Here is a 25359-nt window from a genome sequence, read left to right as displayed (position 1 = left end):
TGACAAATGTATCTAGATAAGATTGAGATACATGGATTTAAATCTTTCGGGGATGCAGTTAAACTTAACATACCGCGTGGCATTACAGCTGTTATTGGTCCTAACGGAAGTGGGAAAAGTAATGTTGCAGATGCCATTCGCTGGGTACTGGGTGAACAAAGTGCCAAAACACTACGCGGAACCAAAATGGAAGATATTATATTTGCTGGGACAGAGAAACGTAAATCTCTAGGTTATGCAGAAGTATCCATGCATATTAAAAATGATGATCATGTACTACCTATTGAATATATGGAAGTCGTGATTAAACGTCGTGTTTATAGATCGGGTGAAAGTGAGTATTTTATTAATGGTTCGCCTTGTAGGCTCAAAGATATTCAAGAGCTTTTTATGGATACTGGGATAGGCAAAGAAGGTTATTCTATTATCGGACAGGGGCAGATTGATAAAATTTTAAGTTCAAAACCAGAGGATCGTAGAAGCTTGTTTGAAGAAGCAGCAGGAATTTATAAATATAAAGTACGTAGGCAAGAAGCAGAGCGTAAGCTAGAGAAGGAACGTGATAATTTACTACGTATTCATGATATTATGTCTGAGATTGAAGCCAGACTAGAACCTTTAGAAATTGAAGCAGGTAAGACAAAGGAATATTTAAACTTAAAAGATACGTTAAAAGATATTGAGATTAACCTTTATATAGAAGAAGTCCATCGCATTAAACGTGATACAGATAAACTAAATGCAGATATTGAAAGTGTTATAGCACAGATTTCTGATGCTCAAATGAATAAAGAAAGATTAGTAAAAGTTCAAGAAGAGAATAAACAAAAAAGAGAAGCCTTCTTTTTAGCAACACAAAATCTCCTGCAACGCATTAGTGATTTAGAAAAAAGCCAGCAGCAAAAGCATGCCGCTATTCAACTTAATGAAGAGCGTATCAGTAGTATTCACCAGCTTCTTGACCAAATCGATAAAGATACAAAAAAGCAGCAAGATTATAAAGAGGCTATGCAAAATGAATACCAAGTTTTAAAAGCAAAACATACAGCTTTAGAACTTGAAGAAGCTATGAAGGAAGAACGCCTTAATAAAAAAGAAAAGGAATTTGATGTTAAACAACAAGATTTAGAAAGTAAGGAAAAAAGCTTAGAGGCTTCAAAATCTGAGATTTTTGATAAAGTTCACCAAATAGATCTTCTTAAGAGCGAAATTGATAAACAGACTTCTGTAGAAGAACAACGCGATTATCGTTATAGTCAGCTAACTGAAAGCATTCAAACTTTCAATAGTGAAATCACCCATCAGGAAGTCCATTTACAAGTTCAGAAGAAAAGAGAACAAGAAGTTCAAGAGACTTTAAGGACACAAGAGGTAAACTTTGAGAAGTTAGAATCCCGAAAAGTGCAGTTCGAACAGGAGTGTTCAAATCTTGAACATGCTTATAAAACAAATCAGCAAAATAAAGAACAAACTAAGCGTCACATTGCATGGTTAGAGCAGGTAAAAAATGACTTTGAGGGGTATTATCATAGTGTTAAGCAAGTTTTAACCCTTAAGAAAGAAAATGCAGCAATGTGGCAAGGTATTTTAGGGATTACAGCAGATATTGTAGAAGTACCTAAAGAGTATGAAGTAGCTATTGTAACAGCTTTAGGTGGCGCTATGCAAAATATTGTAACGCGTTCTGAAAAGGATGCTAAAGCTATGATTCAAGTAATGAAGCAAAGGAATATTTCCAAAGTAACTTTCCTTCCACTTGATACAATTCAGCCTTATGCAAAGCCAGCAGATTTAGAAGCCCTTCGTAAAGAGAAAGGGTTTTTAGGTCTTGGAAGTGACGTAGTAGTTTATGAAGAGATTTATGCACCAATTGTTTCGAATTTACTAGATCGTATCCTTATCGTAGATCAGATTGAAAATGCTTCTGTTATTGCACGTAAATATAAGTATCGTTATAAGATTGTAACACTAGATGGAGAGGTATTTCATGCAGGGGGATCTTTAAGTGGTGGTGCAAGTAAAAATAATAAAAATAATATTTTTGCAAGGACACGTGAGCTTAAAGAGTTAAAAGAATGTTATGAAACTTATAAAATACAGACAGTCGAGTTTGAAAAGCGTATACAGACTATTAAACAATCTATGAAGGATTTACTTGTAGAATGGGATAAGGCAAGTGATACGCTTATGAAGTTACATGATGAAGAAAAAGTCCTTATTCTAGAAATTAATAAATGTGAAAATAGCTTAAAACTTACAAAACAATCTCAACTTCAACTTGTAGAAGAAAAACTTGCTATAGAAGATGCAAAGACATTGGCAGAGCAAGGAAAAGAAGAAGTCTATGAACAAATTAAAGCCTTACAAGAAACAATAGAACTTGATAAAGAAAGCTTAAAAGACCTTGAGGTCGAACTAGAAAGTTTAAAAACAGCTAGGGAAGCTCTTAGAAATGAATTAACAGAAGAAAAAATTGCTTTATCTACAACTAGTCAGAATAAAGTCCATGTAGAAGAGCAAATCAAAACATTAGAAGTGAATATTAGCAATACTAAAGAACAACATATGAGTATTCTTGAACGTAAAGAATCTCTCTATGAAGATGAAAAGAAATTACAGCAAACTATTGTGCAGACAAAAGAAGAAATAGAGAAGTTAGAACAAGAAATTATCAATGCAGCGACAGAAAAAGCTCAAGTGGAAACAGATCGTGCGTTATTAGAAGAGAAAGCAAAAGAAGTCGATGAGAATGTTATAAAAATAGATGAAGTTCTAGCAAATCTTAAAGAAGAAAGCTATAGGTTGCATAATAAAAAAGAATTACTAGAGATGGAAGAGCATAAGCAAACTGATAATATGTGGGAACAATACGAAATGACTTATTCGGCGTGTCTAGCCTTTAAGAAGGACCTTGGTAGTATTGTAGATATGAAGAAACAAGCTGATCAGCTACGTGCTAAAATTAAGGTAATAGGACATGTTAATGTGAATGCAGTTAGCGAGTTTGAAGAGACAAAGTCACGTTTTGAATTTTTATCTGCTCAAAGACAAGATATAGAAAAGGCAGAGGAAGCACTTGTCGAACTTATTAATCAGTTAACCATGCAGATGCATGAAATCTTTAGGGAGCAATTCAAGAATATAGCAGAGAACTTTAGTGTGGTCTTTCAGGAACTTTTTGGAGGAGGTATGGCCTTCTTACAACTTGTAGATGAAGACAATATATTAGAGTCTGGAATAGAGATTATTGCTAAACCGCCAGGTAAGAAGTTACAGAATATGACTCTTTTATCAGGGGGAGAGCGTACGCTTACAGCCATTGCCCTTCTCTTTGGTATTCTTAAATTAAAACCGTCACCATTCTGTGTACTAGATGAAATAGAGGCTGCTTTAGATGATGCCAATGTACTGCGTTTTGCACAGTATCTAGGAAGTTTTTCAAAAGATACCCAATTTATTGTGATTACACATAGAAAAGGTACAATGGAACGTGCAGATACTTTATATGGTGTGACCATGCAAGAAAGAGGCGTTTCTACAGTGCTTTCTATAAAATTAGAAGAAGCAACAAAATATTTAGATAAGAAGACGAGCTAAGGAGGAGCCTATGGCATTCTTTAAGAAATTTTTTAAGAAAAAAGAAGAGGTTCATAAGACTAAGGAACATGACACAAAACAAGTAGAAGCTAAAGAGGAGTCTTTACAAGAGGAAACTTCTATAGCAGAGGAAGAAAAACAGAATATTATCCTATCAGAGCCTATTATGGAATTACAAGAAGCAGAACAAGAAAAGGAATATCAAGTAGAGCATCAAGAAGTAGAGCATGTAGAAGAAAGTGCAGAGTTCAATGATTTAGTTGAAGAAACTGCACATGAGTTAGAGGAACAATCCGAAACAGTTACAGAGTTACAGCCAGCAGTAGAAGAGACTGCAATAAATGAAGAGACTCAAGCAGAAGAGGTAATGAAAGAAGAACCTAAGAAGAAAGGTTTATTCTCTAAACTTTTTAGTGGGCTTACTAAAACACGTGATAATTTCTTAGGAGCAGTAGATGACGTACTACGAGGTTTTAAGAAAATTGACGAAGAGCTTTATGAAGAGCTTGAAGAGGCTCTTATTATGGCTGACTTTGGTGTCGATACAACACTCAATATGATGGAAAGATTACGTGCTTTAGTTAAAGAACGTAAAATTACAGAACCAAGTGAGCTCAAAAATACACTTCAAGAAATCATTACAGATATTTTAACAGCACAAGAAAATACACCACTTATTGTAGAAGGAAAGCCTAATGTTATTTTAGTGATTGGTGTAAATGGTGTAGGTAAGACGACAACTATTGGAAAGCTTGCACATCAATTTAAAGAACAAAATAAAAATGTAGTCCTTGCAGCAGCAGATACTTTTAGAGCGGCAGCTATAGAACAGCTTCAAATTTGGGCAGATCGCTCACAAACACCACTTATTAAACATGAAGAAGGATCAGATCCTGCAGCCGTTGTTTTTGATGGTATTAAAGCGGCTAAAGCAAGAAAAAGTGATGTTCTTATTTGTGATACAGCAGGGCGCCTTCAAAATAAAACAAATCTCATGAAAGAATTAGAGAAAATGGGCCGTATTATAGAAAGAGAATACCCAGAAGCTCATAAAGAAGTCCTTATTGTATTAGATGCAACAACAGGCCAAAATGCTCTTTCACAGGTTAAAGTTTTTAAAGAAGTTGCCAAAGTAGATGGAATCGTTCTTACTAAGTTGGATGGAACAGCTAAAGGTGGAGCTGTAGTAGGAATCTGCGAAAGTTTAAAGGTTCCAGTTAAATATATTGGTGTAGGTGAGAAGATAGATGATCTTCAACCATTTGATCCAGAAGCATTTGCTGCAGCACTTTTTAATACAGAGAAAAAATAAACGTTGACAAATGATGAGATTTTCTTTATAATTCATCTGTAAAGCAAAAAGGGCTGACAGTGGCCGGGGGGTGTTGTATGGAAAAGTTTGTTGAAATTACGTACTTATATGATTTTTATGAGTCCTTATTAACAGACAAGCAAAGAGAATTATTAATGCGTTATTATTTTGATGACTATTCATTAGGAGAACTCGCAAGCACATATAACATTAGCCGTCAAAGTGTTTTTGATACCATAAAGAAAGCTGAGCAGAAAATGCTTGATTATGAAGCAAAACTCGGCTTATGGAGCAAATACGTTAAACAAGAAAAGATTCTTACAGAAGCAAAAGCAAAACTTAATGCATTTTGTAAAGAATGCACAAATAAAAATAATAGACAGCTTGAGGAAGTTTTAGCACTTATTGAAAAGCTGTCAAGTGAAATGTAGGAGGACTTTTAGGATGCCCTTTGATCAATTATCTACTAAACTACAGGAAGTTTTCAAACAGCTTAAAAGTAAAGGTAAACTAACTGAGAAAGATGTTAAAGTTGCCTTAAGAGAAGTTAAGCTTGCTCTTTTAGAGGCAGATGTTAACTTTAAAGTAGTTAAACAATTTATTAAAACAATAGAAGAACGTGCAGTAGGTACTGATGTTCTAGAAAGCTTAACACCAGGTCAGCAAGTTATTAAAATCGTAAATGACGAGTTAGTAAGCCTGATGGGCGGTGCACAAAGTAAAATTACTTTTGCATCTAAGGGGATTACACCTATTATGATGGTAGGTCTTCAAGGAGCTGGTAAGACAACAACAAGTGGTAAGCTTGCAGCACTTATCAAATCTCAAGGGAAAAGACCATTACTTGTAGGATGTGACGTTTATAGACCAGCAGCTATTGAACAGCTAACAAAGGTCGGTAAACAAGTTAATGTTCCAGTATTCTCATTAGGAACAGATCATAACCCAGTAGATATTGCAAAAGCAGGGATGGAATATGCTAGGGAAAACAACTATGATGTTGTTTTAATCGATACGGCAGGGCGACTTCATATTGATGAAGTACTTATGGATGAGCTTAAATTTATTAAGTCTGATGTAAAGCCTAGAGAGATTTTACTTGTTGTAGATGCTATGACAGGACAAGATGCTGTCAATGTGGCAGAAGCCTTTAATGAAGCATTAGGCATTGATGGGATTATTATGACTAAACTCGATAGTGATAACAGAGGTGGTGCAGCCTTATCTGTTAAAGCAGTTACGAATAAGCCAATCAAGTATGCTGGTATGGGTGAGAAATTAAGTGACCTTGAGCCGTTTCATCCAGAACGTATGGCTTCTCGTATTTTAGGAATGGGAGATGTCCTTACACTTATTGAAAAAGCTCAACAAAACTATGATGAAGAAAAAGCTAAGGAATTAGAAGCTAAATTTAGAAAAGCTGAATTTAACTTTGATGATTTCTTAGATCAAATGAGACAGCTAAAAAAAATGGGACCTCTTAATCAAATTATGGGGATGCTCCCAGGTATGAATACCGCAAAACTAGGCGATATTAATGTTGATGAAAAACAGCTTGCCTATATTGAAGCCATTATTTTGTCTATGACTAAAGAGGAAAGACAAAACCCAAGCATTTTAAATATGTCTCGTAAGAAACGTATTGCAAAAGGTAGTGGGCGCGATATTCAAGAAGTTAATCGTCTGATTAAACAGTTTGAGCAGATGCAGACGATGATGAAGCAGTTCTCTGGTATGATGAAAGGCAAAAAAGGTAAATTTAAATTACCTTTTATGTAAATAAATAATAATTTTATAATGAGGTGGAATACAATGGCAGTAAAAATCCGTTTAAAAAGATTAGGTGCTAAAAAAGCTCCTTTCTACAGAATCGTAGTAGCAGACTCTCGTTCTCCAAGAGATGGACGTTTCATTGAAGAAGTAGGTTTCTTCAACCCATGTCAAGAACCAAACGAATTAAGCGTAAATAAAGAAGCAGTAGAAAAATGGTTATCAAATGGTGCTCAACCAACTGATACAGTAAAAACTTTACTTAAAAAATCTGGTATTGAAATGTAATACCTAATGGAGGTATCCGATGAAAAATTTAGTTGAAGTGATCGCCAAGCAATTGGTTGACTTTCCAGAAGAAGTTTCTGTGTCACAACGCGAAGATGAGCATGCAGTAATTCTAGAACTAAAAGTAGCCCCAAGTGATATGGGTAAAATCATCGGAAAGCAAGGTAAGATTGCAAAAGCAATACGTACCATTGTAAAGTCTTCGGCAGCTTCTTTAAGTAAGAAAGTTGTTGTGGAGATTAATGAGTAGGTTAGGGTATACCCTAGCCTACTTTGTTATATTAACCATTAGATAGAAGATCTTCTTTCCTATAAAAGAGGGCTTTGTATCTAGTTGTTAAAATGATTTAACATAGAAAGGATGCTTATAAGATGGAACAAATGTTTACAATAGGTAAAATCGTTAATACACATGGTGTTAAAGGAGAAGTACGAGTTCTCCCATCTACAGATGATGTTAAGCGTTTTGGTAAGCTTAAGGAAGTGAAAGTTGAAAACCGAACAATGACAACTTATGAAATTGAAACAGTACGTTATCATAAGAATTTTGTACTTTTAAAATTCAAGGGCATAGATACTATGAATGAAGCAGAACTTCTTAAAAATAGTCTCTTAAAGATTGATCGTAAAGATGCACTTCCACTTAAAAAGGATGAGTATTATCAATGTGACCTTTATGGGCTTAGAGTGGTGACAGATACAGGGAGAGATTTAGGTAAGTTAACAGATATTCTTATGACAGGTAGCAATGATGTGTATGTTGTGCGTAATGAGGAAAAAGAAATTCTTATTCCTGCTATTAAACAGTGTATTTTAAAGGTAGATTTAGAAGCTGGGGAAATGCTTGTACATTTATTAGAAGGGTTAGAGGACTAATGAAAATTACAGTAATGACCTTATTCCCTGAAATGATAGATGCAGTTATTAATTGTAGTATTTTAGGGCGTGCTAGACAAAAAGGACTTATTGAAATAGAAGCGGTTAATATTCGTGATTTTGCAAATAATAAACATCTTCAGGTTGATGATTATCCTTATGGCGGTGGAGCAGGTATGCTAATGATGGCTGATCCTGTATGTAGATGTTATGACCATATTAAGGAGCATGCTAAAGCTGAGCCTTCACGTGTTATTTATATGACACCTCAAGGGAAGCCTTGGAAACAATCTATGGCCGAAAGCTTTGCACAAGAAGAACATGTTGTCCTACTGTGTGGGCATTATGAGGGGATTGATCAGCGTGCTATAGATGCTATTGTAACAGATGAAGTTTCTATAGGTGATTATGTACTTACAGGTGGTGAACTTGCGGCGCTTGTTGTAGCAGATAGTATCAGTAGACTTGTACCTGGTGTATTAGGAAAAGAAGAATCTTTTCAAGATGAGAGCTTTTCAGAGGGACTTTTAGAGTATCCACAGTATACAAGACCTGCTGTTTACAATGGACAGGCTGTACCTGATGTACTACTTTCTGGTAATCATCAGAAGATTGCTGCCTATAGGAGAGAGCAGTCTATTATAAATACTTTTAATAAAAGGCCTGATCTTCTCAAACAAGCTCCATTAACGGATAAAGAGAAACAGTTTATCCACGATTATGCAAAAAATCGTTGCAAATCTTAAAAAGACATGCTATAATTTGTGAGAGTTATTACGGATGGTCCGCTGACACATATGTGCTTAAGAACATCTTAGATTAAAGGAGAAAAATAATGAACGAAATTATCAGAGCAATTGAAAATGAACAAATTAGAGAAGTAACACCTTTCAATGTAGGGGATACAGTACGTGTTTATGCTCGTATCAAAGAAGGACAAAGAGAACGTGTACAAATGTTCGAAGGAATCGTTCTTAAAAGACAAAATGGTGGAGCTCGTGAAACATTCACAGTAAGAAGAATTTCTTACGGTGTTGGTGTTGAAAAAACATGGCCAGTTCACTCACCACTTCTTGAAAAAATCGAAGTTATCCGTCGTGGTAAAGTAAGACGTGCTAAACTTAACTACTTACGTGACCGTGTAGGTAAAAACGCTAAAGTTAAAGAATTAATCAAGTAATAAGAATTAATAAAATAAAAAGGGACTTTTAAAGTCCCTTTTTGTGTATAGAAATGAGAGTATGGCTGATGAAATACATAAAAAATAAATGTGCTAAAGTAGCTTGGGGCTGGGGGAAAGATTTAGCTATAGCGCTAATTGTAGTAACGATTGTAACTACTTTTTTTATGCAAAATCTACGCGTTCAAGGTACATCAATGGCGCCCTTACTAGATAATAGCCATATGGTGATTATAAATAAATTTGTGTACACATTTAAGTCACCACAAAGAGGGGAAATTGTAGGGTTTCATTCAGATAACGTTTCCAATCCCGTCGTGAAGCGTATTATAGGTATGCCTGGGGATCTTATAGACTATAGAAATGAAAAGCTTTATGTCAATGGCACCCCTATTAATAATGAAGATAAAAATGTTATGATGCATGGAGGAGATATTAAGTATCCTTTTACAGTACCACAAGATACTTATTTTGTCCTAGGTGATAATTATAATAATAGTATAGATAGCCGATTTAACTATATAGGCTGTGTACCTAGAAATAAAATTATTGGCCGCATTGATATGCGTATATGGCCTTTTTGGACGAATCCATTTTTAAAAGAAGAAATTTATTAGAAAAGTAAAGGTGAAGAATAATGCAAATACAATGGTATCCAGGACATATGACGAAGACGAGACGTTTAATAGAAGAAAATATTAAACTTGTTGATATTGTTATTGAGTTATTAGATGCAAGAGCGCCTTATAGTACTAAAAATCCTGATATAGATAAACTTGCAAAAGGAAAAATGCGCTTAATCGTTCTTAATAAGAGTGATTTAGCAGATCCAAAACTGCTTAAAGCATGGACTGACTGGTATAGCAGTAGTAATGTTAAGGTTATTGAAATTATCGCTACATCAGGAAAAGGTATGAAAGAGGTTACAGCTGCAGCTGAAGAAATGCTTAGAGAAAAAATTGAGAGGGATAAAGCAAGAGGACGTATTTATAGACCTATTCGTGCTATGATTGTAGGTATTCCAAACGTAGGAAAGTCTACTTTTATTAACACTTTAGTAGGAAAAGGTTCTACTAAGACTGGAGATAAACCAGGTGTAACACGTGGTAAACAATGGGTTAAGATTAAAAAGGGCTTTGAACTTTTAGATATGCCAGGTATCTTATGGCCTAAATTTGAAGATCAAGAAGTTGCTAAAAAACTTGCTTATTTAGGCTCTATTAAAGATGAAATCTTAGATACACGTGAACTTGCTATGGGCTTTTTAGAGTTAGGAGCAAAACGTTTTAGAGGCAAATTAGAAGAACGTTATAAACTAGAAATTACAGATGAAATGACACCATATGATATGCTACTTGCAATTGGTAATAAACGAGGCTTCATTACACCAGGTGGTGGGGTAGATGAAAACAGAACAGCTCTTGTTATTTTAGATGAATATCGCAGTGGCAAGATCGGTAAGATTACAGTGGAATCCCCTACAGACCTTGTAGGAGAGGAAGGATCAGATTGTTAAAAGTTAAAAATTTTTTAGAGTTTATAAAGGAGCCATTACTTGCTGTATTGGCTGCTTTACTCATTTCGCAGTTTTTAATGATGCACACACGTATTCCCAGTGGTTCAATGATTCCTACAATCAATAAGGGTGATCATCTTATTGTTAATTTGATTCCAAGCTATTATAGAGTGCCAGATAGAGGTGAAGTAGTAGTTTTTGAATATAATGGTGAGAATTTAATTAAACGTGTTATTGGGCTTCCTGGAGATATTATAGATTTACGAGATGGGAAAGTGTATATTAACGGAGAGGAACTAGATGAAATAGCTTATATTCGTACCTTTAATAGCACAAGAGAATATGTAGGAAGTAGCATAGAGTTTCCGTATACAGTACCGGAAGGTCGTTATTTTATGATGGGAGATAATAGGGAAGGAAGTGCCGATAGTCGTATTTTTGGTGCTATTCCAAAGGAAAAGATTATTGCTATCGGTGCATTTAAAATTTATCCTTTAGATCAGATAGGTGTATTAAGGTAATAAATACTTAAGGAAAGAGGCGTAAATCATGGAAAAGTTAAGAAACGTATTAGATTTTAGTAAGGATTTACTAGTTGCCCTTTTAGCAGCACTTCTAGTTATTCAATTTGTAGCTATGCATACAGAAGTACCAAGTGGTTCAATGATTCCTACCATTAATGAAAAAGATCATCTTCTCATTAGTCAATTTACAGCTTATCATAAACTTCCTGAAATAGGGGATATTGTTATTTTTAGGGAAGGGCCAGATAGACTTGTAAAACGTGTCGTGGCCCAAGGTGGAGATATAGTGGATCTTCAAGATGGGGATGTTTATGTTAATGGAGAGATTTTAGACGAATCAAGTTATGTAAGAAAAGAACATGTTACATATCCATTTTCTTGGAGTGATATAGAATTTCCTTATGAGGTACCAGAAGGAAGCTTTTGGATGATGGGAGATAACCGTGAGGAGAGTGCCGATAGTCGTGTATTTGGTGCTATAAAAGAAGAAGCTATTATTGCTATTGGAGCTTTTAGAATTTATCCTTTTGATCAAATAGGAGTATTAGAATAATGGATTTACAGACACTCAAAATGAAAGACATTGAAATACTCTATAAAAATACTTCTATAGAAGCATTGCCAGCATTATTAGAGTTTTTTAAAAGAGATACAAGAGCTGGAGTACAAAAGCTTTATCAAAAGGGATTAAAAGAGCTTCAAGCACTAGAAAATCTGAAAATAGAATGGCAACAAAAACAGGACTTTGATGAATGCTTTAGAGAATCAGGTCAGGTTTTAGTAGGTGTAGATGAAGTAGGAAGGGGACCATTAGCAGGTCCAGTTGTGGCATGTGCTGTTGTTTTACCGACGAATTGTGAACTATTAGGTGTTAAGGATTCTAAAAAGTTGACAGAAGAAAAAAGAGAACTACTTTATGATGAGATTATGAAAAAAGCATTGTATGTAGGAATCGGTATTATAGAAGCAACTGAAATAGATGAGATTAATATTTTACAAGCTACCTTTAAAGCTATGAGAGTTGCTTTAGAAAAGATGAATGTGATCTATCAAACGGTTTTAGTAGATGGTGATAAAACCATTCCACAGCTTGATTGTATACAACATGCGATTGTCAAAGGAGATAATAAGAGTGCTTCTATAGCAGCAGCAAGTATTGTAGCTAAAGTGACAAGAGACCGAATGATGAAAGAGTATGCCCTTACTTATCCAATGTATGATTGGGAAAGCAATAAAGGTTATGGAAGTACAAAACATTATGAGGGTATTAGACACTATGGCATTACATCACTTCATAGAAAAACCTTTTTAAAAAAAGAAGGATTTTAAATTCTAATAATAGGATAAATAATGCTGCCTTAATTGTTATAGATAAGGCAGCATTATTTATAGGGAGAAAAATTTTTCTTATTAAACTTATTTACTTATTACAGGATAAAGGGTATCATCTTTCTAGATGTTCTAGTGTTTATAAAGATTTTAAACTGGCTACACTTCTAATAGAGTAAAAACGAGAAGGCAAATTAAACATTTGTAAATGATAGGAATGAAGATATGCCAAAAAGTAGAAACAATTTTAATAATAGACAAATAGGTACTTATTATGAAATACGAGCTAGAGAATATCTAGTAGATAAAGGATATCAAATTTTAACTATGAATTTTAGATGTCGAACAGGTGAGATTGATATGATCGCAAAAGATGGGGCATATACTGTATTTGTAGAAATTAAATATAGAAGCAATAATAAATGTGGATTGCCTCGTGAGAGTATAACCTATTACAAAAAGCAAAAGATTGTAAAGGTAGCTCAATATTATTTGGTGTATCATCATTTAGGAGATATTCCGTGTAGATTTGATGTTGTTGAGATTTATAAAGAGCAGATTAATCATATTATAAATGCGTTTATGGAGGGATAATTATGCAAAATCACACAGACTGTATATTGGATCTTGAAAGTCAAGTGCCTCATGTAAAATTTAAAAAATGGCAAGATGATCCTCATATGAAGCATTGTTTTACAACTAAATTAGGTGGTGTTAGTGAAGGAGAATGGGCAAGCTTAAATTTAGGCTTCAATAGAGGAGATGGGGAAGGTAATGTCCTTGAAAATTATAAAAGGGTTTGTCACATGTTAGAAGTACCTTTTGAAAGTCTTATCTTATCTAGACAAATTCATGAAACACATATAGAAGAAGTGACATTAAAGGATGTAGGAAATGGTATTCATTCTCCTAATAAATGGGAGAGTGTAGATGGTATTTATACAGGGGAAAGGGGATTAACACTTGTAACACATTATGCAGATTGTGTTCCTCTGTTTTTTTATGCATCAAAATATGGTATGATTGGAATGGCCCATGCAGGCTGGAGAGGTACTGTAGGGGGTATTGGTAAAAAAATGATTGAAATATGGCATAATAAGCATCATATTCCACTTGAAGAGATACAAGTCGGGATAGGTCCTTCTATAGGACCTTGCTGTTTTGAAGTAGGGGAAGAAGTGGCTAGGGTCTTTATAGAGAAGTTTGGGCATGTAAACTTTATTACAAAAAATATACGCAATGAAAAATATTATATTGATTTATGGGCATGCAATGAAAAGATTCTAGTGGATGCAGGCATAAAACAGGAGCAGATTGCAAAAGCTGAGATGTGTACCTGTTGCCAAAGTGATATTTTTTATTCACATCGAAAAACACAAGGAAAAAGAGGAACATTAGGTGCTTTTATGTACTTGAAATAGGAGTTGACAACAGTGAAAAACAGAACAGAATATAAAGCACATCTTATTACAGATGTACTACCCGGTAGTATTGCAGAGGAATTAGAAATAGAAAAAGGCGATAAGCTTTTAGCCATTAATGATGAATATATACAAGATGTATTTGATTATCGATTCTTATTAGCAGATGAAGAAATTGATCTTTATATTGAGAAAGCAAATGGTGAACTTTGGAATTTAGAAATTGAGAAGGACTACAGTGAAGATTTAGGACTTGTCTTTGAGACAGAACTGATGGATGAACTTATTAGATGTCGTAACAAGTGTCAGTTCTGCTTCATTGACCAGTTGCCACCTAATATGCGTAAGACAGTCTATTTTAAAGATGATGACTGGCGCATGTCATTTTTAAATGGTAACTATATTACTTTAACCAATATTTCAGAGCGTGACTTAAGTCGTATGATTAAATACCGTTTATCACCTCTTAATATCTCTATTCATGCGACAGATCCTGAAGTAAGAATTAATATGTTACACAATCGTTTTGCAGGTGCTATTAAAGAACAGATTAGACATTTAATAGACAATGGTATACAGGTTAATGGACAGATTGTATTATGTAAAGGCTTAAATGATGGTGCAGTCCTTGATCAAACGATCCAAGACTTAAGTGAATTTATTCCGGATATCTTATCGCTTACTATTGTACCTGTTGGTTTATCTAAATTTAGAGAAAGTCTTACTACATTAACTTCTTTTGACGGACCATCTTCTAGAGAGGTTATTAGAGTTGTTGAAAAATGGCAAAAATATTATTTAGAGAAAATGGGTACACGTTTTGTCTATGCCGCAGATGAATTTTTCGTAACAGGTGGAGTAGAGCTGCCAAGTTATGAAAGTTATGAAGGATTCCCAGTTTTAGATAATGGTGTAGGGATGTTAACTAAATTTAAATATGAATTAGAAAAGGCACTTGCAATGCATCAAATAGATGAATCTATAGATTTTGAATGCTGTCTTGTAACAGGTTGTATTACAGGTGAATTTATGAAAATGTGTGCAACTAAAGTAAAAGAAAAATTTCCTAATGTAACGATACATGTCTATCCGGTTGTGAATCATTTCTTTGGAGAAGAAGTCACTGTAACCGGTCTTTTGACAGGACAAGACATTGTAAGTACCTTAAAACAACAAAAGAAGCTAGGGAAAATTTTGCTAATTGCTGAGAATATGTTAAAATGTGGTGAAGAAGTCTTTTTAGATGATTACACATTAGACCAATTAAAGAACGAACTAGATATGCCTGTCCTTGTTATGCCTAATGAAGGACAAGAGTGGCTAGAGAAGATTTTACATGCAAAAGGAGAAACAAAATGAGTAAACCAATTGTAGCAATTATAGGAAGACCAAATGTAGGTAAATCTACATTATTTAATAGACTAGCAAAAGCTAGAATTTCTATTGTAGATGATACACCAGGTGTTACACGTGACCGTATTTATGCTGACGTAGAATGGCTTAATCACAAATTTACCATGATCGATACGGGTGGTATTGAACCAGAAAGTAACGATATTATTTTATCTCAAATGCGTAGACAAGCTGAAGCAGCTATTGCATCTGCAGATGTGATTGTATTCTTAGTTGACGTTAAAACAGGTCTTACAGATTCAGATATGCACGTTGCTAATATGTTAAGAAAAGCACATAAACCAGTTGTACTTGTTGTAAACAAAGTAGATGATATGCAAACACAAACTATGGGTGTATATGAGTTCTATAATTTAGGTCTTGGTGATCCAATTCCAATTTCAGCTGGACAACCTCTTAACCTTGGAGATATGTTAGATGCTATTGTTGAGCACTTCCCAGGTGACACGCAGGAAGAGGAAGAAGATGAAGCGATTAAAGTTGCTATCATTGGTAAACCAAACGTAGGTAAATCTTCACTTGTTAATAAAATTGTAGGTGAAGAGCGTGTTATCGTAAGTGATATTGCTGGTACAACAAGAGATTCTGTTGATACAGAAGTAACAATTGATGGACAAAAATATGTACTTATTGATACAGCAGGTCTTCGTAAGAAAAAGAAAGTTACAGAAAGCATTGAGAAATATAGTATTATCCGTACAGTAGCAGCTGTAGAGCGTGCAGATATTGTACTTATTATGATTGATGCGAATGAGGGGATTACAGAGCAAGATACAAAAATTGCAGGGATTGCTCATGAGGCAGGCAAAGGCTGTATTATCGTTGTGAACAAATGGGATTCTATTGAGAAAAACGATAAAACAATGAATGTATACCTTAAAGATATTACAAATACACTTGCATATATGCAGTATGCACCATGCATGTTTATTTCTGCTGCAACAGGACAACGTGTAGGTAAGCTGTTTGACATGATTCATACCATTGCACAAAATCAAACACTTCGTATTAGTACAGGTCTATTAAATGATGTACTTTATGAAGCAACAGCTATGAATCAACCACCATCAGATAAAGGTAAAGCACTTAAAATCTTTTATATGACACAAGTAAGCGTTAAACCACCAACATTTGTTCTATTTGTAAATGATAAAGAACTTATGCATTTCTCTTATTTAAGGTATATTGAAAACCAAATGCGTGAAGCTTTTGGCTTTAAGGGAACACCAGTTCATTTCATCGTAAGAGAAAAAGGCAGAAAGGATGAATAAAAATGTACAGACTTGTCGCACTTGGTCTGGGCTATTTGCTTGGGGGGATTCAAAGTGCCATTTTATATGGACGTTTTAAAGGGATTGAGATAAGAAATCATGGGAGTGGCAATGCAGGGGCTACAAATACCCTACGTGTACTAGGTAAAAAAGCAGCCCTTATTGTTTTCTTGTGTGATGTATTAAAGGCTGTATTAGCAGTTATCCTAGCAAAATTACTATTTCCAGAAATGGTACTTTTAGCTGGGCTTTATGCAGGTATTGGTGCTATTCTGGGTCATAGCTATCCTTTATTCTTTAAATTTAAAGGAGGTAAAGGAATTGCTGTAACAGTTGGTGCAATTTATATGATTGATCTACCTACTGCTCTTATTGTCAGTCTTATTTTTATTATAAGTGCATGGATTACACGTATTGTTTCTATAAGTTCTTTACTTTTAACAAGTTTTATTCCTATTCTCTTATTTGTATTTTATAAAGGAAATGAGCATATTGTGGAGATTGTTACATTAGGAGTAGTCATTGCAGGCATAACGGCTTATAGACATAAAGCAAATATTAAGCGATTAATGGAAGGAACAGAATCAAAGCTTGGAAGTAAAAGATAAGGAGGGATTCTATGCAAAAGATAGCAGTTTTAGGTGCAGGAAGCTGGGGGTTAGCACTAGCACTTTTACTCAATGAAAAAGGAAATGCAATCACCATATGGTGCTATGATTCAAAAGAAAAAGAAGATATTTTAACTTTTAGAGAAAATAAAAGATGTCTACCAGGTATTAAAATTCCTTTAGAAATTCAGTTTACAACTTCTGTGGAAGAAGCAGTAAAAGAAAAAGATGTAGTCATTATGGCTGTACCATCTAAAGCTATTAGAAAGACTACAGAAAGTATGAAAGCATTTGTGGCTGAAGAGGCTCTTATTGTTAATGTATCAAAAGGAATCGAGTTTGAGACACTTTATACCCTTTCACAAGTGATACAATCTGTTGTGTCAAACCCAGTTGTTGTTTTATCAGGACCAAGTCATGCAGAAGAAGTAGCAAGGCATATGCCAACAACAGTGGTAGCAAGTAGCAACTGTATGGCAAGTGCCGAAAAAATTCAAGACCTCTTTATGACAGAGTACTTTAGAGTCTATACTAATCCGGATATTATAGGTGTTGAATTAGGTGGAGCGCTTAAAAATGTTATTGCATTAGCAGCAGGTGTCGTAGATGGCTTAGGTTATGGTGACAACTCAAAAGCGGCACTTATGACAAGAGGGATTGCAGAAATTTCAAGATTAGGTGTAGCTATGGGGGGGATGCCTGCTACATTTGGTGGGCTTACCGGTATTGGTGACCTTATGGTAACATGTATGAGTGGACATAGCCGTAACCGTAGATGTGGAGAACTCATTGGACAAGGTTATTCTTTAGAAGAAGCAACTCAAAAAATTAACATGGTTGTAGAAGGAGTTCCAACAGCTAAAGGGGCTTATGCCTTAATGAAAGCCTATGAAATAGAGATGCCTATTATAGAGGGTATTTATGAAGTACTTTTTGAAAATTATTCTGTACAAGAATGTGTGCAAAAGCTTATGAATCGTGATAAAAAAATGGAGAGTTTTGATTAAAGTTAGGCATATATCATCCCTTTAGACATATATTTAAAATGTACCCATACATTTTAAATATAGAAGGAGGGACCTAAATGGAATATTGTGACATCTATAGAGATATTTCAGAAAGGACAAACGGTGATATATACTTAGGAATTGTAGGCCCTGTACGTACAGGTAAATCTACTTTTATTAAACGTTTTATGGAAGCACTTGTTATTCCTAATATTGCGAATGAGTATAGTAAAGGACGTGCTCAAGATGAACTACCTCAAAGTGGAGATGGTAAAGTTATTACGACAACAGAGCCTAAATTTATTCCAAATGAAGCAGTAGATATTACCATTGGTGGAGACTTTGATGTAAGTGTGCGACTTATTGATTGTGTTGGTTACATGATTCCTGAAGCAGAAGGTCATATGTACAACAATGTACCACGTATGGTTAAGACACCTTGGTTTGAAGAGGAGATTCCTTTTGCTCAAGCAGCAGAGATTGGGACTAAGAAAGTTATTAACAATCACTCTACTATAGGCGTTGTTGTAACAACAGATGGTAGCTTTACCAATATTGCACGCAATAATTACATAGAGGCAGAGGAACGTGCCATTAATGAACTTAAAAAAATAGGGAAACCTTTTATTGTAGTCTACAATACAAAGAGACCTTATGATCCTGAAGTCCTTGAGGAAACATCAACACTTTCAAGAGAGTATGATGTACCTGTTGTGCCATTAGATGTAGCACAGATGAAAGTAGAAGATATTAATAATTTACTTGAAAAAGTACTTTATGAATTTCCACTTAATGAAATTCAATTTATGCTTCCTAAATGGGTGGAAACACTTGAAAGCGAGCACTGGCTCAAAAAACAATGGATAGATTATATTAAAGAGGTTATCTATCCATTAGAAAATATCCGCCAGATTAAACAAAGTCTAGAACGTTTTAAAGACTTAGAGTTTATTAAAAATGTTTATTTAGAAAAAATTCGCTTAGGCGAAGGTGTTGTTAAAATTGATATTAACACAACAGATGACTTATTCTATCGTGTTCTTTCTGAAACAACAGGGATGGAAATCAATGGTGATCATGAGTTAATGACACTCATTAAAGATTTAGCAGCTACTAAACGTGAGTATGATAAAGTTGCTTATGCACTTAATGAGGTGAAACAAAAAGGTTATGGTGTTGTTGCACCAATTTTTGATGAATTAACTTTGGAAGCGCCAGAAATTGTAAAACAGGGTAATAGCTTTGGGGTTAAGCTTAAGGCAAGTGCACCAAGTTATCATATTATTAGAGCAAATATCCAGACAGAAGTATCTCCGACTGTTGGAACAGAAAAACAAAGTGAAGATCTCATTAATTATATGATGAGTGAATTTGAGACAGACCCAGCTAAAATTTGGGATTCTAATATTTTTGGCAAAACACTTCATGAACTTGTTAATGAAGGTTTACAGAATAAACTGTATCGTATGCCTGAAGATGCCCAAATCAAATTACAAGAAACACTTCAAAAAATTATCAATGAAGGTAACGGCGGATTAATTTGCATTCTTTTATAAAGGCACATTGTGCCTTTATTTTTTTACTTATATGTAAGCTATTGCAAGATTAATCAATCCATTATATGATGGTACTATTAAAGAAAATGTTGGAAGTGAGCAAATGAAGAAGAATAAAACAAGTCAATCAAATAAAAATACAAAAAAACATTCGCCCAATCTAAATTCCAATAATCCTTCTAGAGGGACCTATAATTTAGACGAGTATCGTAATAAAAAGAGAAATTATTATAACCCTTATGCAGATATGGGCACTGGCAATGTAGATAGGAGTAGGGAAAAAACGAATAGCAATCCCTATCGCAACCAATATAACAAATCTAATACACCTCGTTATGGTTCTCCTTATGAGGATAACTATACACGAAGTTCTTATATAAGTCAGAGTTCTTATACACCACCACCTCCAATATATGATCAGAAAGAGGTTCATCCTACACCAGAGCAAAGAAAAGTAGAAATACGCAGTAAGAATAAGATGACACGTAAGCAGCTTCAGGCACAAGCTAAACGTAGAAAAAGACGGATGATGCAAAAGATGACAGTTGGTGTCATTATTACTATGTTTATTACTTATGCAGGGCTTAAAGTTATTGATTTATTTAGATATCCTTCTATCTCTTATCAGACTGTTCAGATGGGTGTTATGGATAATTCAAATCAATTAAAAGGAATTATTTTTAGAGATGAGCAAGTATTTAATAGCACACGGTCTGGAGATATTCATTATATTTTAAGTGAAGGAGAGAAAGTTTCTAAACAAGGGAGTGTATGCCTTGTAGCGCAAAGTACAGAAATTCAGTCACTTAAAGATCAGCTTTATACATTAGATGATAGTTTATATAATAAACAAGAAAAACGTAGTGACTTATCTTATTATCAAGCAGACCTTTATCAAATTAATGAAGTACTGAAAAAAGAGATGGATAACTTTATAGACAGTAAGTATTGGGAAAATCCTAAAAGTGTCTATGAACTACGCCAATCTCTTGATAAGACTATAGAAGATCGTACAAGCCTTTATATACAAGATGAATCTAAAACAACAGAAGGTTTTCAATCTAATCGTGAAGCTATTATCAATAGCTTAAAAAACAATCAGTCTTCACAAAAAGCAGCTACATCAGGTATTGTTTCCTATGCATTAGATGGCTATGAAACTAAATTAAACGATGAAACAATGAAAACACTTCAATATGATCAATATAAAGAATTGCTTGCAGAAACTAAAAAGTCAGAGATGAGACTACCTTCGGTTGTGGCAGAGGCCAATGAACCACTGTATAAGATTATTACTAGTGATAGATGGGAAATCGTAACTTATATAGAAACTGAACAAGCAAATACATATGATGTAGGTACGTATTATAATCTTTATTTTGAAGACACTAAACAAGATAAAATACGTTTTAAATTAGAAAGTAAGCAGGAAGAAGTAGAAACAGGTTTAACAAAACTCGTCTTTAGTTCAAGTGATTATTTGTCAGATTTCTTAGCTTATAGACTCGTCGAATTTAGTATTGGGCAGAATAAAGCAGAAGGACTTAAGATTCCACTTAAAGCTATTGTTGAGAAAAACATGCTAGGTATACCAAATGAATATATTGTAGAGCAGGGTAGAGAAAAAGGTGTGTTTAAAAAGCAAAACCAGATGAATGTATTTATGCCTCTTAATATTCAGTATTCAGATGATGACTTTTCTTATATTATGCAGCAGATAGATCAATTAGATGGTATAGGTCTTAATAGCGTTATTGAGCATCCTACAGAGGAAAAGCCGTATACCATTTCGGATATGCAGACTGTTCAAGGCGTGTATGTAGTGAACGGTCAGTTTGCACAGTTTAAACGTATTGAAGTAGCAATGACTAATAAAGAATATGCTATTTTAACACAAGATAGGGGAACAAAGCTTAAAGAGTTTGATCAGATTATTTCTAATCCTAAAAACATTAAAGAGGATCAACTTCTCAAGTATATGAATGTTCAAAATGAATAGATAGGTGATAAAATGAAAGAAGCATTAGAGCAAATTAAAGAAGATATTATAAAACATGCTAAGATAAGTGGTAGAAAAAGTGAGGATATTACACTTATTGCGGTTTCAAAAACTTATCCAGCAGAGGCTATTGAAGAGGCTATATCATTAGGGTGTGAGCATTTTGGGGAGAATAAGGTTCAAGAGCTGATGAATAAAGTAGATGTAGTAAAAGGAAATCCAAAGTGGCATTTAATAGGACATCTGCAAACGAATAAAGTAAAATATGTTATAGGTCATGTAGAACTTATTCACTCCGTAGATAGTTTAAAACTTGCTCAGGAAATCGAAAAACAGTCTGCTAAAAAAGGCGTTGTAACTTCTATTTTAATAGAGGTTAATGTGGCAAAGGAAGATTCTAAACATGGCATCTATGTGGAGGATGTTTTAGAGCTTGTAAAGGCAATTGCACAGTTGCCACATGTAAAAATAGAAGGTTTTATGACAGTGGCACCTTTTACAGAAGACCCTGAAGAAAATAGGCCAATCTTTAAAGCCCTTTATGACTTATCAGTTGACATTCAAAAACAAAACATTGATAATATAAGTACAAGTATATTATCTATGGGGATGAGTAATGATTATAAAATCGCAATCGAAGAGGGGGCAACACTCATTCGTATTGGGACAGCACTCTTTGGTGCGCGCGATTACAATAGATAAGAGACAAAGAAATCATCAATTTTGAGGAGGCGTATATAATGAAAGGAATAATGACTAGAATGAAGGACATGATTATGTCTAATGTAGATTTTGAAGATGAAGATGAAGAGTTTGAAGAGGTAGAGCATAAAGTAGAGAGTATACCAAGACCAAGACAACCACTCCCTATGCCACAAGCTCAGCCAAAATTAACACCAATTACTAATGCGGTGCAAGATAAAATGGAAATTCTAAATTTCACAATGTCAAATTATGAGATGACAGGGGAAGTAGCAGCCTATATTAAAAATAAGAAACCTATTATTGTAAATATGAAAAATCTGACACCAGGTGAAGTACAACGTGCTGTAGATTATTTAACAGGTGCATGCTATGCCCTTAATGGATCAGTTGAATGTATTACAGATCAAATTTACATATTTGCACCAGAAAGTGTCAATATTACACCAGAGGTTATTAAACAAAAAAATATTTGGCCAACAGTCTAGAATAAATACGAGGTAGTATATGACATGATAAAATGGACAAGCATAACCAATGAAGAAGAAAAACAATTTTTGAAAACTATAATAGCTTATAATGAAAAATCAGAAAAACAATACCGCATGTTATCCACTTTTTTTTATAATAAAGAATGGATGGACGAGGTACTACATAAATACAATATGCAAAGTGCTTTCAATCAGTATTGTTTCATGGGGGGCTATGAGTATGCCGAAAGGCAAGTGCTTGTCTTTGGTTATGATCAGTCTTATATGGAGATGCCCATTTGTGCACTTAAAGTAACTGTTAAGACAGGAATAGGTAAAACACTTACACACAGGGATTTTTTAGGTGCCTTACTTGGCTTAGGTCTTAAGCGCGAGACTATAGGGGATATTTTACTCAAACCTTTTGGAGCTTATGTCATTGTTATGAAGGAGATGGCGGAGTTTATTTGTTGTCATTTAACTGGAATAGGACGTTATCAAAAGATTACGGTTGAGGAAATTTCATTTTTAGATATGGAAGTAGATCCACCGAGATTTAAAGAATGTCTGACAACAGTTCCATCTTTACGTGTAGACGCTATTTTTGCAGCTGCTTTTGGTTTGAGCAGATCAGAAGTAGTAAGATACTTACAAGGTGATAAAGGTAAAGTGAATGGTATGTTTGTAACAGCTAGTCATCCTATGAAAGTCGGGGATGTAGGGACACTAAGAGGATATGGTAAAATGCGCCTAGGGGCAGTAAATGGTACAACCAAAAAAGATAGACTGCATATTACAATAGAAAAATATATATAGGGGGTTACTCAGAATGTTATCACCAGTAGATATACAAAATAAGGAGTTTAGAAAAGCCAAAGTAGGCGGTTACCATGTAGCAGAAGTTAATGAGTTTCTAGATGAGGTACTTGAAGCTTATCAGCATATTACAAAAGAAAACTATGAACTTAAAGATAAAATTAACATGCTTAATGATAATATTCAATATTATCGTACAATGGAAGCAACTATACAAAATGCGCTCGTATTGGCTGAGAAAACAGCTCAAGATACAAAAACTTTAGCTTATGAAAAGGCAGATCAAATTAAAAAAGATGCTGAGCAAAAAGCAGAGGGTATATTGGATCAGGCGAAAAAAGATATCTATACTTTAAGCAATAAAATCGAAGAGCTCAAAAAGCAATACCTTGCTATGAAAGTTCAAATTAAACAAATGTTACAAGCGCAACTTGAAATTCTAGAACAGCAAAATATTACAGTGTTAACAGATGAAATTAGTGCACCTATTAAATTTGAAGAAGTTAAAGCAGAAGAAGAGGTAGCAATTACAGAAGAAGATGATGAATTTTTCACAAAGGAATTCACTTTTCTTCATGGTGAAGAGGCATAGAGATGAGAAGATTAGAAGCGATGGAGGCTAGACCTTATCCTATTATTTTAACCAGTGATTTTAGCGGCTTAAAAGCAGCTATTAATGAAGTAGCCTGTCCAAGTGCTATCATGATTATTACAGATACCCATGTAGGTCCTCTTTATTTAGCAACTGTTAAGGAAGAATTAGGTGAAGGCATTCCAGTATATGATTATGCCTTTAAGGCAGGTGAAACTTCTAAACATTTAGGTACTATCACTGAAATTTATAATGCTCTTTTAGCGGTTCATATGGACCGAAGTGGCCTTATTATTGCATTAGGGGGCGGTGTTGTAGGTGATATAGCAGGTTTTGTAGCCTCAAGCTACATGAGAGGTATTCCTTTTATTCAGATTCCAACAACTATTGTAGCTCAAAATGATAGTAGTATGGGAGGTAAGGTAGGCGTAGATTATTTAGATCATAAAAATATGGTTGGGGCTTTTTATAATCCTAAGCTTGTTTATACCAATATTAGAACATTAGGAACTTTGCCTGAAAGAGAATTTATTTCGGGACTTGCAGAGGTTTTAAAGCATGCACTTATTAAAAATAAAGCTTTTTATGATTATCTTTTAAAAGAAAAGGATAAAATATTACAACAAGACGATAGAAGTCTTATCGAAATGACATATACCTCTTGTAAGGCAAAGTGTGAAGTTGTAGAGGAAGATGCTAAAGAGTTAGGACTACGAAAAATTTTAAATTTTGGACATACTATTGGTCATGCTTTAGAGACAGAATCTCATTTTAATTTATTACATGGCGAATGTGTAGCATATGGTATGGTTATGTCAGCTTATATAAGTTATGGAAGAGGCTATATAGAAGCATCACATTTAAAAGATGTGGAGTCACTTTGTAGGGCTTATAAATTGCTAGCGCCTTTTGGTGAGTATGATATTCATTCACTTTTACAGCATATTTTATATGATAAGAAGAAAGCTTATGGCAAGGTTTCTTTCATCTTGCTTCAAGCAATTGGGCAGGCATGTATTAAGAATGATGTAACACAAGAAGAAATTGAAGAAGCTATACTCTATGTAAGAAAAACGTGCCAGTAAGCACGTTTTTCTTATGAGTAAGGCTTG

The 25359-nt window shown here is 34.4% G+C and carries 27 protein-coding genes; all 27 read left to right on the top strand.

Going from position 1 to position 25359, the window contains the following annotated elements:
- Window positions 1-6: 6 nt before the first annotated feature.
- The 27 genes from smc (at window position 7) to aroB (ending at window position 25332) form a co-directional block, all read left to right on the top strand.
- The gene (smc, locus tag ACLTBU_RS07450; protein WP_249332497.1) at window positions 7-3597 is read left to right on the top strand and encodes a chromosome segregation protein SMC; all 3591 of its coding nucleotides are present in this window, start codon (window positions 7-9) and stop codon (window positions 3595-3597) included.
- A gap of 367 nt (window positions 3598-3964) precedes the next feature.
- Window positions 3965-4909, top strand: coding sequence for a signal recognition particle-docking protein FtsY (ftsY, locus tag ACLTBU_RS07445; protein ID WP_334299079.1), 945 nt, complete (start codon window positions 3965-3967; stop codon window positions 4907-4909).
- 77 nt (window positions 4910-4986) lie between these two features.
- Entirely contained in the window at window positions 4987-5340 is a 354-nt protein-coding gene (gene ylxM / locus ACLTBU_RS07440) for a YlxM family DNA-binding protein (RefSeq protein WP_177672190.1), read from the top strand.
- 13 nt (window positions 5341-5353) lie between these two features.
- Window positions 5354-6688, top strand: a complete 1335-nt coding sequence (gene ffh, locus ACLTBU_RS07435; protein ID WP_249332498.1) for a signal recognition particle protein — start codon at window positions 5354-5356, stop codon at window positions 6686-6688.
- Window positions 6689-6721: 33 nt separating this feature from the next.
- Complete coding sequence (gene rpsP / locus ACLTBU_RS07430) at window positions 6722-6967, top strand: 30S ribosomal protein S16 (protein WP_177672188.1); 246 nt, start codon at window positions 6722-6724, stop codon at window positions 6965-6967.
- A 19-nt stretch (window positions 6968-6986) separates the two neighbouring features.
- Window positions 6987-7217 carry a KH domain-containing protein gene (locus ACLTBU_RS07425; protein ID WP_249332499.1) on the top strand — a complete coding sequence of 77 codons (231 nt, stop codon included), beginning with the start codon at window positions 6987-6989 and terminating at the stop codon, window positions 7215-7217.
- A 122-nt stretch (window positions 7218-7339) separates the two neighbouring features.
- Window positions 7340-7843, top strand: a complete 504-nt coding sequence (rimM, locus tag ACLTBU_RS07420; protein WP_177672186.1) for a ribosome maturation factor RimM — start codon at window positions 7340-7342, stop codon at window positions 7841-7843.
- The gene (gene trmD / locus ACLTBU_RS07415) at window positions 7843-8589 is read left to right on the top strand and encodes a tRNA (guanosine(37)-N1)-methyltransferase TrmD (RefSeq protein WP_249332500.1); all 747 of its coding nucleotides are present in this window, start codon (window positions 7843-7845) and stop codon (window positions 8587-8589) included. The genes rimM and trmD overlap by 1 nt, the downstream gene beginning before the upstream one ends.
- An 89-nt stretch (window positions 8590-8678) precedes the next feature.
- A complete protein-coding gene (gene rplS, locus ACLTBU_RS07410; protein ID WP_177672184.1) occupies window positions 8679-9023 on the top strand; it encodes a 50S ribosomal protein L19 in 345 nt (114 codons plus the stop codon).
- A gap of 68 nt (window positions 9024-9091) precedes the next feature.
- Complete coding sequence (gene lepB / locus ACLTBU_RS07405; protein ID WP_177672183.1) at window positions 9092-9640, top strand: signal peptidase I; 549 nt, start codon at window positions 9092-9094, stop codon at window positions 9638-9640.
- Between the two features lie 20 nt (window positions 9641-9660).
- Complete coding sequence (gene ylqF / locus ACLTBU_RS07400; protein ID WP_177672182.1) at window positions 9661-10539, top strand: ribosome biogenesis GTPase YlqF; 879 nt, start codon at window positions 9661-9663, stop codon at window positions 10537-10539.
- The gene (lepB, locus tag ACLTBU_RS07395) at window positions 10533-11060 is read left to right on the top strand and encodes a signal peptidase I (RefSeq protein ID WP_249332501.1); all 528 of its coding nucleotides are present in this window, start codon (window positions 10533-10535) and stop codon (window positions 11058-11060) included. The genes ylqF and lepB (ACLTBU_RS07395) overlap by 7 nt, the downstream gene beginning before the upstream one ends.
- Before the next feature lie 28 nt (window positions 11061-11088).
- Window positions 11089-11616: a signal peptidase I gene (gene lepB, locus ACLTBU_RS07390; RefSeq protein WP_177672181.1), complete on the top strand. Its 528-nt coding sequence runs from the start codon at window positions 11089-11091 to the stop codon at window positions 11614-11616.
- Window positions 11616-12392 carry a ribonuclease HII gene (locus tag ACLTBU_RS07385; RefSeq protein ID WP_249332502.1) on the top strand — a complete coding sequence of 259 codons (777 nt, stop codon included), beginning with the start codon at window positions 11616-11618 and terminating at the stop codon, window positions 12390-12392. The genes lepB (ACLTBU_RS07390) and ACLTBU_RS07385 overlap by 1 nt, the downstream gene beginning before the upstream one ends.
- A gap of 225 nt (window positions 12393-12617) precedes the next feature.
- The gene (locus ACLTBU_RS07380; protein WP_412218405.1) at window positions 12618-12986 is read left to right on the top strand and encodes a YraN family protein; all 369 of its coding nucleotides are present in this window, start codon (window positions 12618-12620) and stop codon (window positions 12984-12986) included.
- A 2-nt stretch (window positions 12987-12988) separates the two neighbouring features.
- The gene (pgeF, locus tag ACLTBU_RS07375) at window positions 12989-13813 is read left to right on the top strand and encodes a peptidoglycan editing factor PgeF (RefSeq protein WP_249332504.1); all 825 of its coding nucleotides are present in this window, start codon (window positions 12989-12991) and stop codon (window positions 13811-13813) included.
- A gap of 12 nt (window positions 13814-13825) precedes the next feature.
- A complete protein-coding gene (locus tag ACLTBU_RS07370) occupies window positions 13826-15172 on the top strand; it encodes a DUF512 domain-containing protein (RefSeq protein ID WP_249332505.1) in 1347 nt (448 codons plus the stop codon).
- Complete coding sequence (gene der, locus ACLTBU_RS07365) at window positions 15169-16497, top strand: ribosome biogenesis GTPase Der (RefSeq protein ID WP_177672177.1); 1329 nt, start codon at window positions 15169-15171, stop codon at window positions 16495-16497. Before ACLTBU_RS07370 ends, der begins: the two co-directional genes overlap by 4 nt.
- 2 nt (window positions 16498-16499) lie before the next feature.
- Window positions 16500-17105 (top strand): glycerol-3-phosphate 1-O-acyltransferase PlsY, encoded by a 606-nt coding sequence (plsY, locus tag ACLTBU_RS07360; protein ID WP_249332506.1) that lies wholly within the window; start codon window positions 16500-16502, stop codon window positions 17103-17105.
- 11 nt (window positions 17106-17116) lie between these two features.
- Window positions 17117-18112, top strand: a complete 996-nt coding sequence (locus tag ACLTBU_RS07355) for an NAD(P)H-dependent glycerol-3-phosphate dehydrogenase (RefSeq protein ID WP_177672175.1) — start codon at window positions 17117-17119, stop codon at window positions 18110-18112.
- 77 nt (window positions 18113-18189) lie between these two features.
- A complete protein-coding gene (gene spoIVA, locus ACLTBU_RS07350; RefSeq protein WP_249332507.1) occupies window positions 18190-19668 on the top strand; it encodes a stage IV sporulation protein A in 1479 nt (492 codons plus the stop codon).
- 103 nt (window positions 19669-19771) lie between these two features.
- Window positions 19772-21667 carry an HlyD family efflux transporter periplasmic adaptor subunit gene (locus ACLTBU_RS07345; protein WP_412218402.1) on the top strand — a complete coding sequence of 632 codons (1896 nt, stop codon included), beginning with the start codon at window positions 19772-19774 and terminating at the stop codon, window positions 21665-21667.
- Between the two features lie 12 nt (window positions 21668-21679).
- On the top strand, window positions 21680-22369 hold the full coding sequence (locus ACLTBU_RS07340) for a YggS family pyridoxal phosphate-dependent enzyme (RefSeq protein ID WP_177672172.1): 690 nt from the start codon (window positions 21680-21682) through the stop codon (window positions 22367-22369).
- A gap of 38 nt (window positions 22370-22407) precedes the next feature.
- Window positions 22408-22857 (top strand): cell division protein SepF, encoded by a 450-nt coding sequence (locus ACLTBU_RS07335; RefSeq protein WP_177672171.1) that lies wholly within the window; start codon window positions 22408-22410, stop codon window positions 22855-22857.
- 24 nt (window positions 22858-22881) lie between these two features.
- Window positions 22882-23655 carry a YlmH/Sll1252 family protein gene (locus ACLTBU_RS07330; protein WP_177672170.1) on the top strand — a complete coding sequence of 258 codons (774 nt, stop codon included), beginning with the start codon at window positions 22882-22884 and terminating at the stop codon, window positions 23653-23655.
- Between the two features lie 13 nt (window positions 23656-23668).
- Entirely contained in the window at window positions 23669-24247 is a 579-nt protein-coding gene (locus tag ACLTBU_RS07325) for a DivIVA domain-containing protein (RefSeq protein WP_177672169.1), read from the top strand.
- 2 nt (window positions 24248-24249) lie between these two features.
- A complete protein-coding gene (gene aroB, locus ACLTBU_RS07320) occupies window positions 24250-25332 on the top strand; it encodes a 3-dehydroquinate synthase (RefSeq protein ID WP_177672168.1) in 1083 nt (360 codons plus the stop codon).
- The last annotated feature ends 27 nt before the right edge of the window (window positions 25333-25359 follow it).

Source organism: Zhenhengia sp. (genome assembly GCF_046966505.1).
Taxonomy (GTDB): Bacteria; Bacillota; Clostridia; order Lachnospirales; family Cellulosilyticaceae; genus Zhenhengia; species Zhenhengia yiwuensis.
Note: the sequence above shows the minus strand (reverse complement) of the source record. Positions and strands in the feature narration are given on the sequence as shown.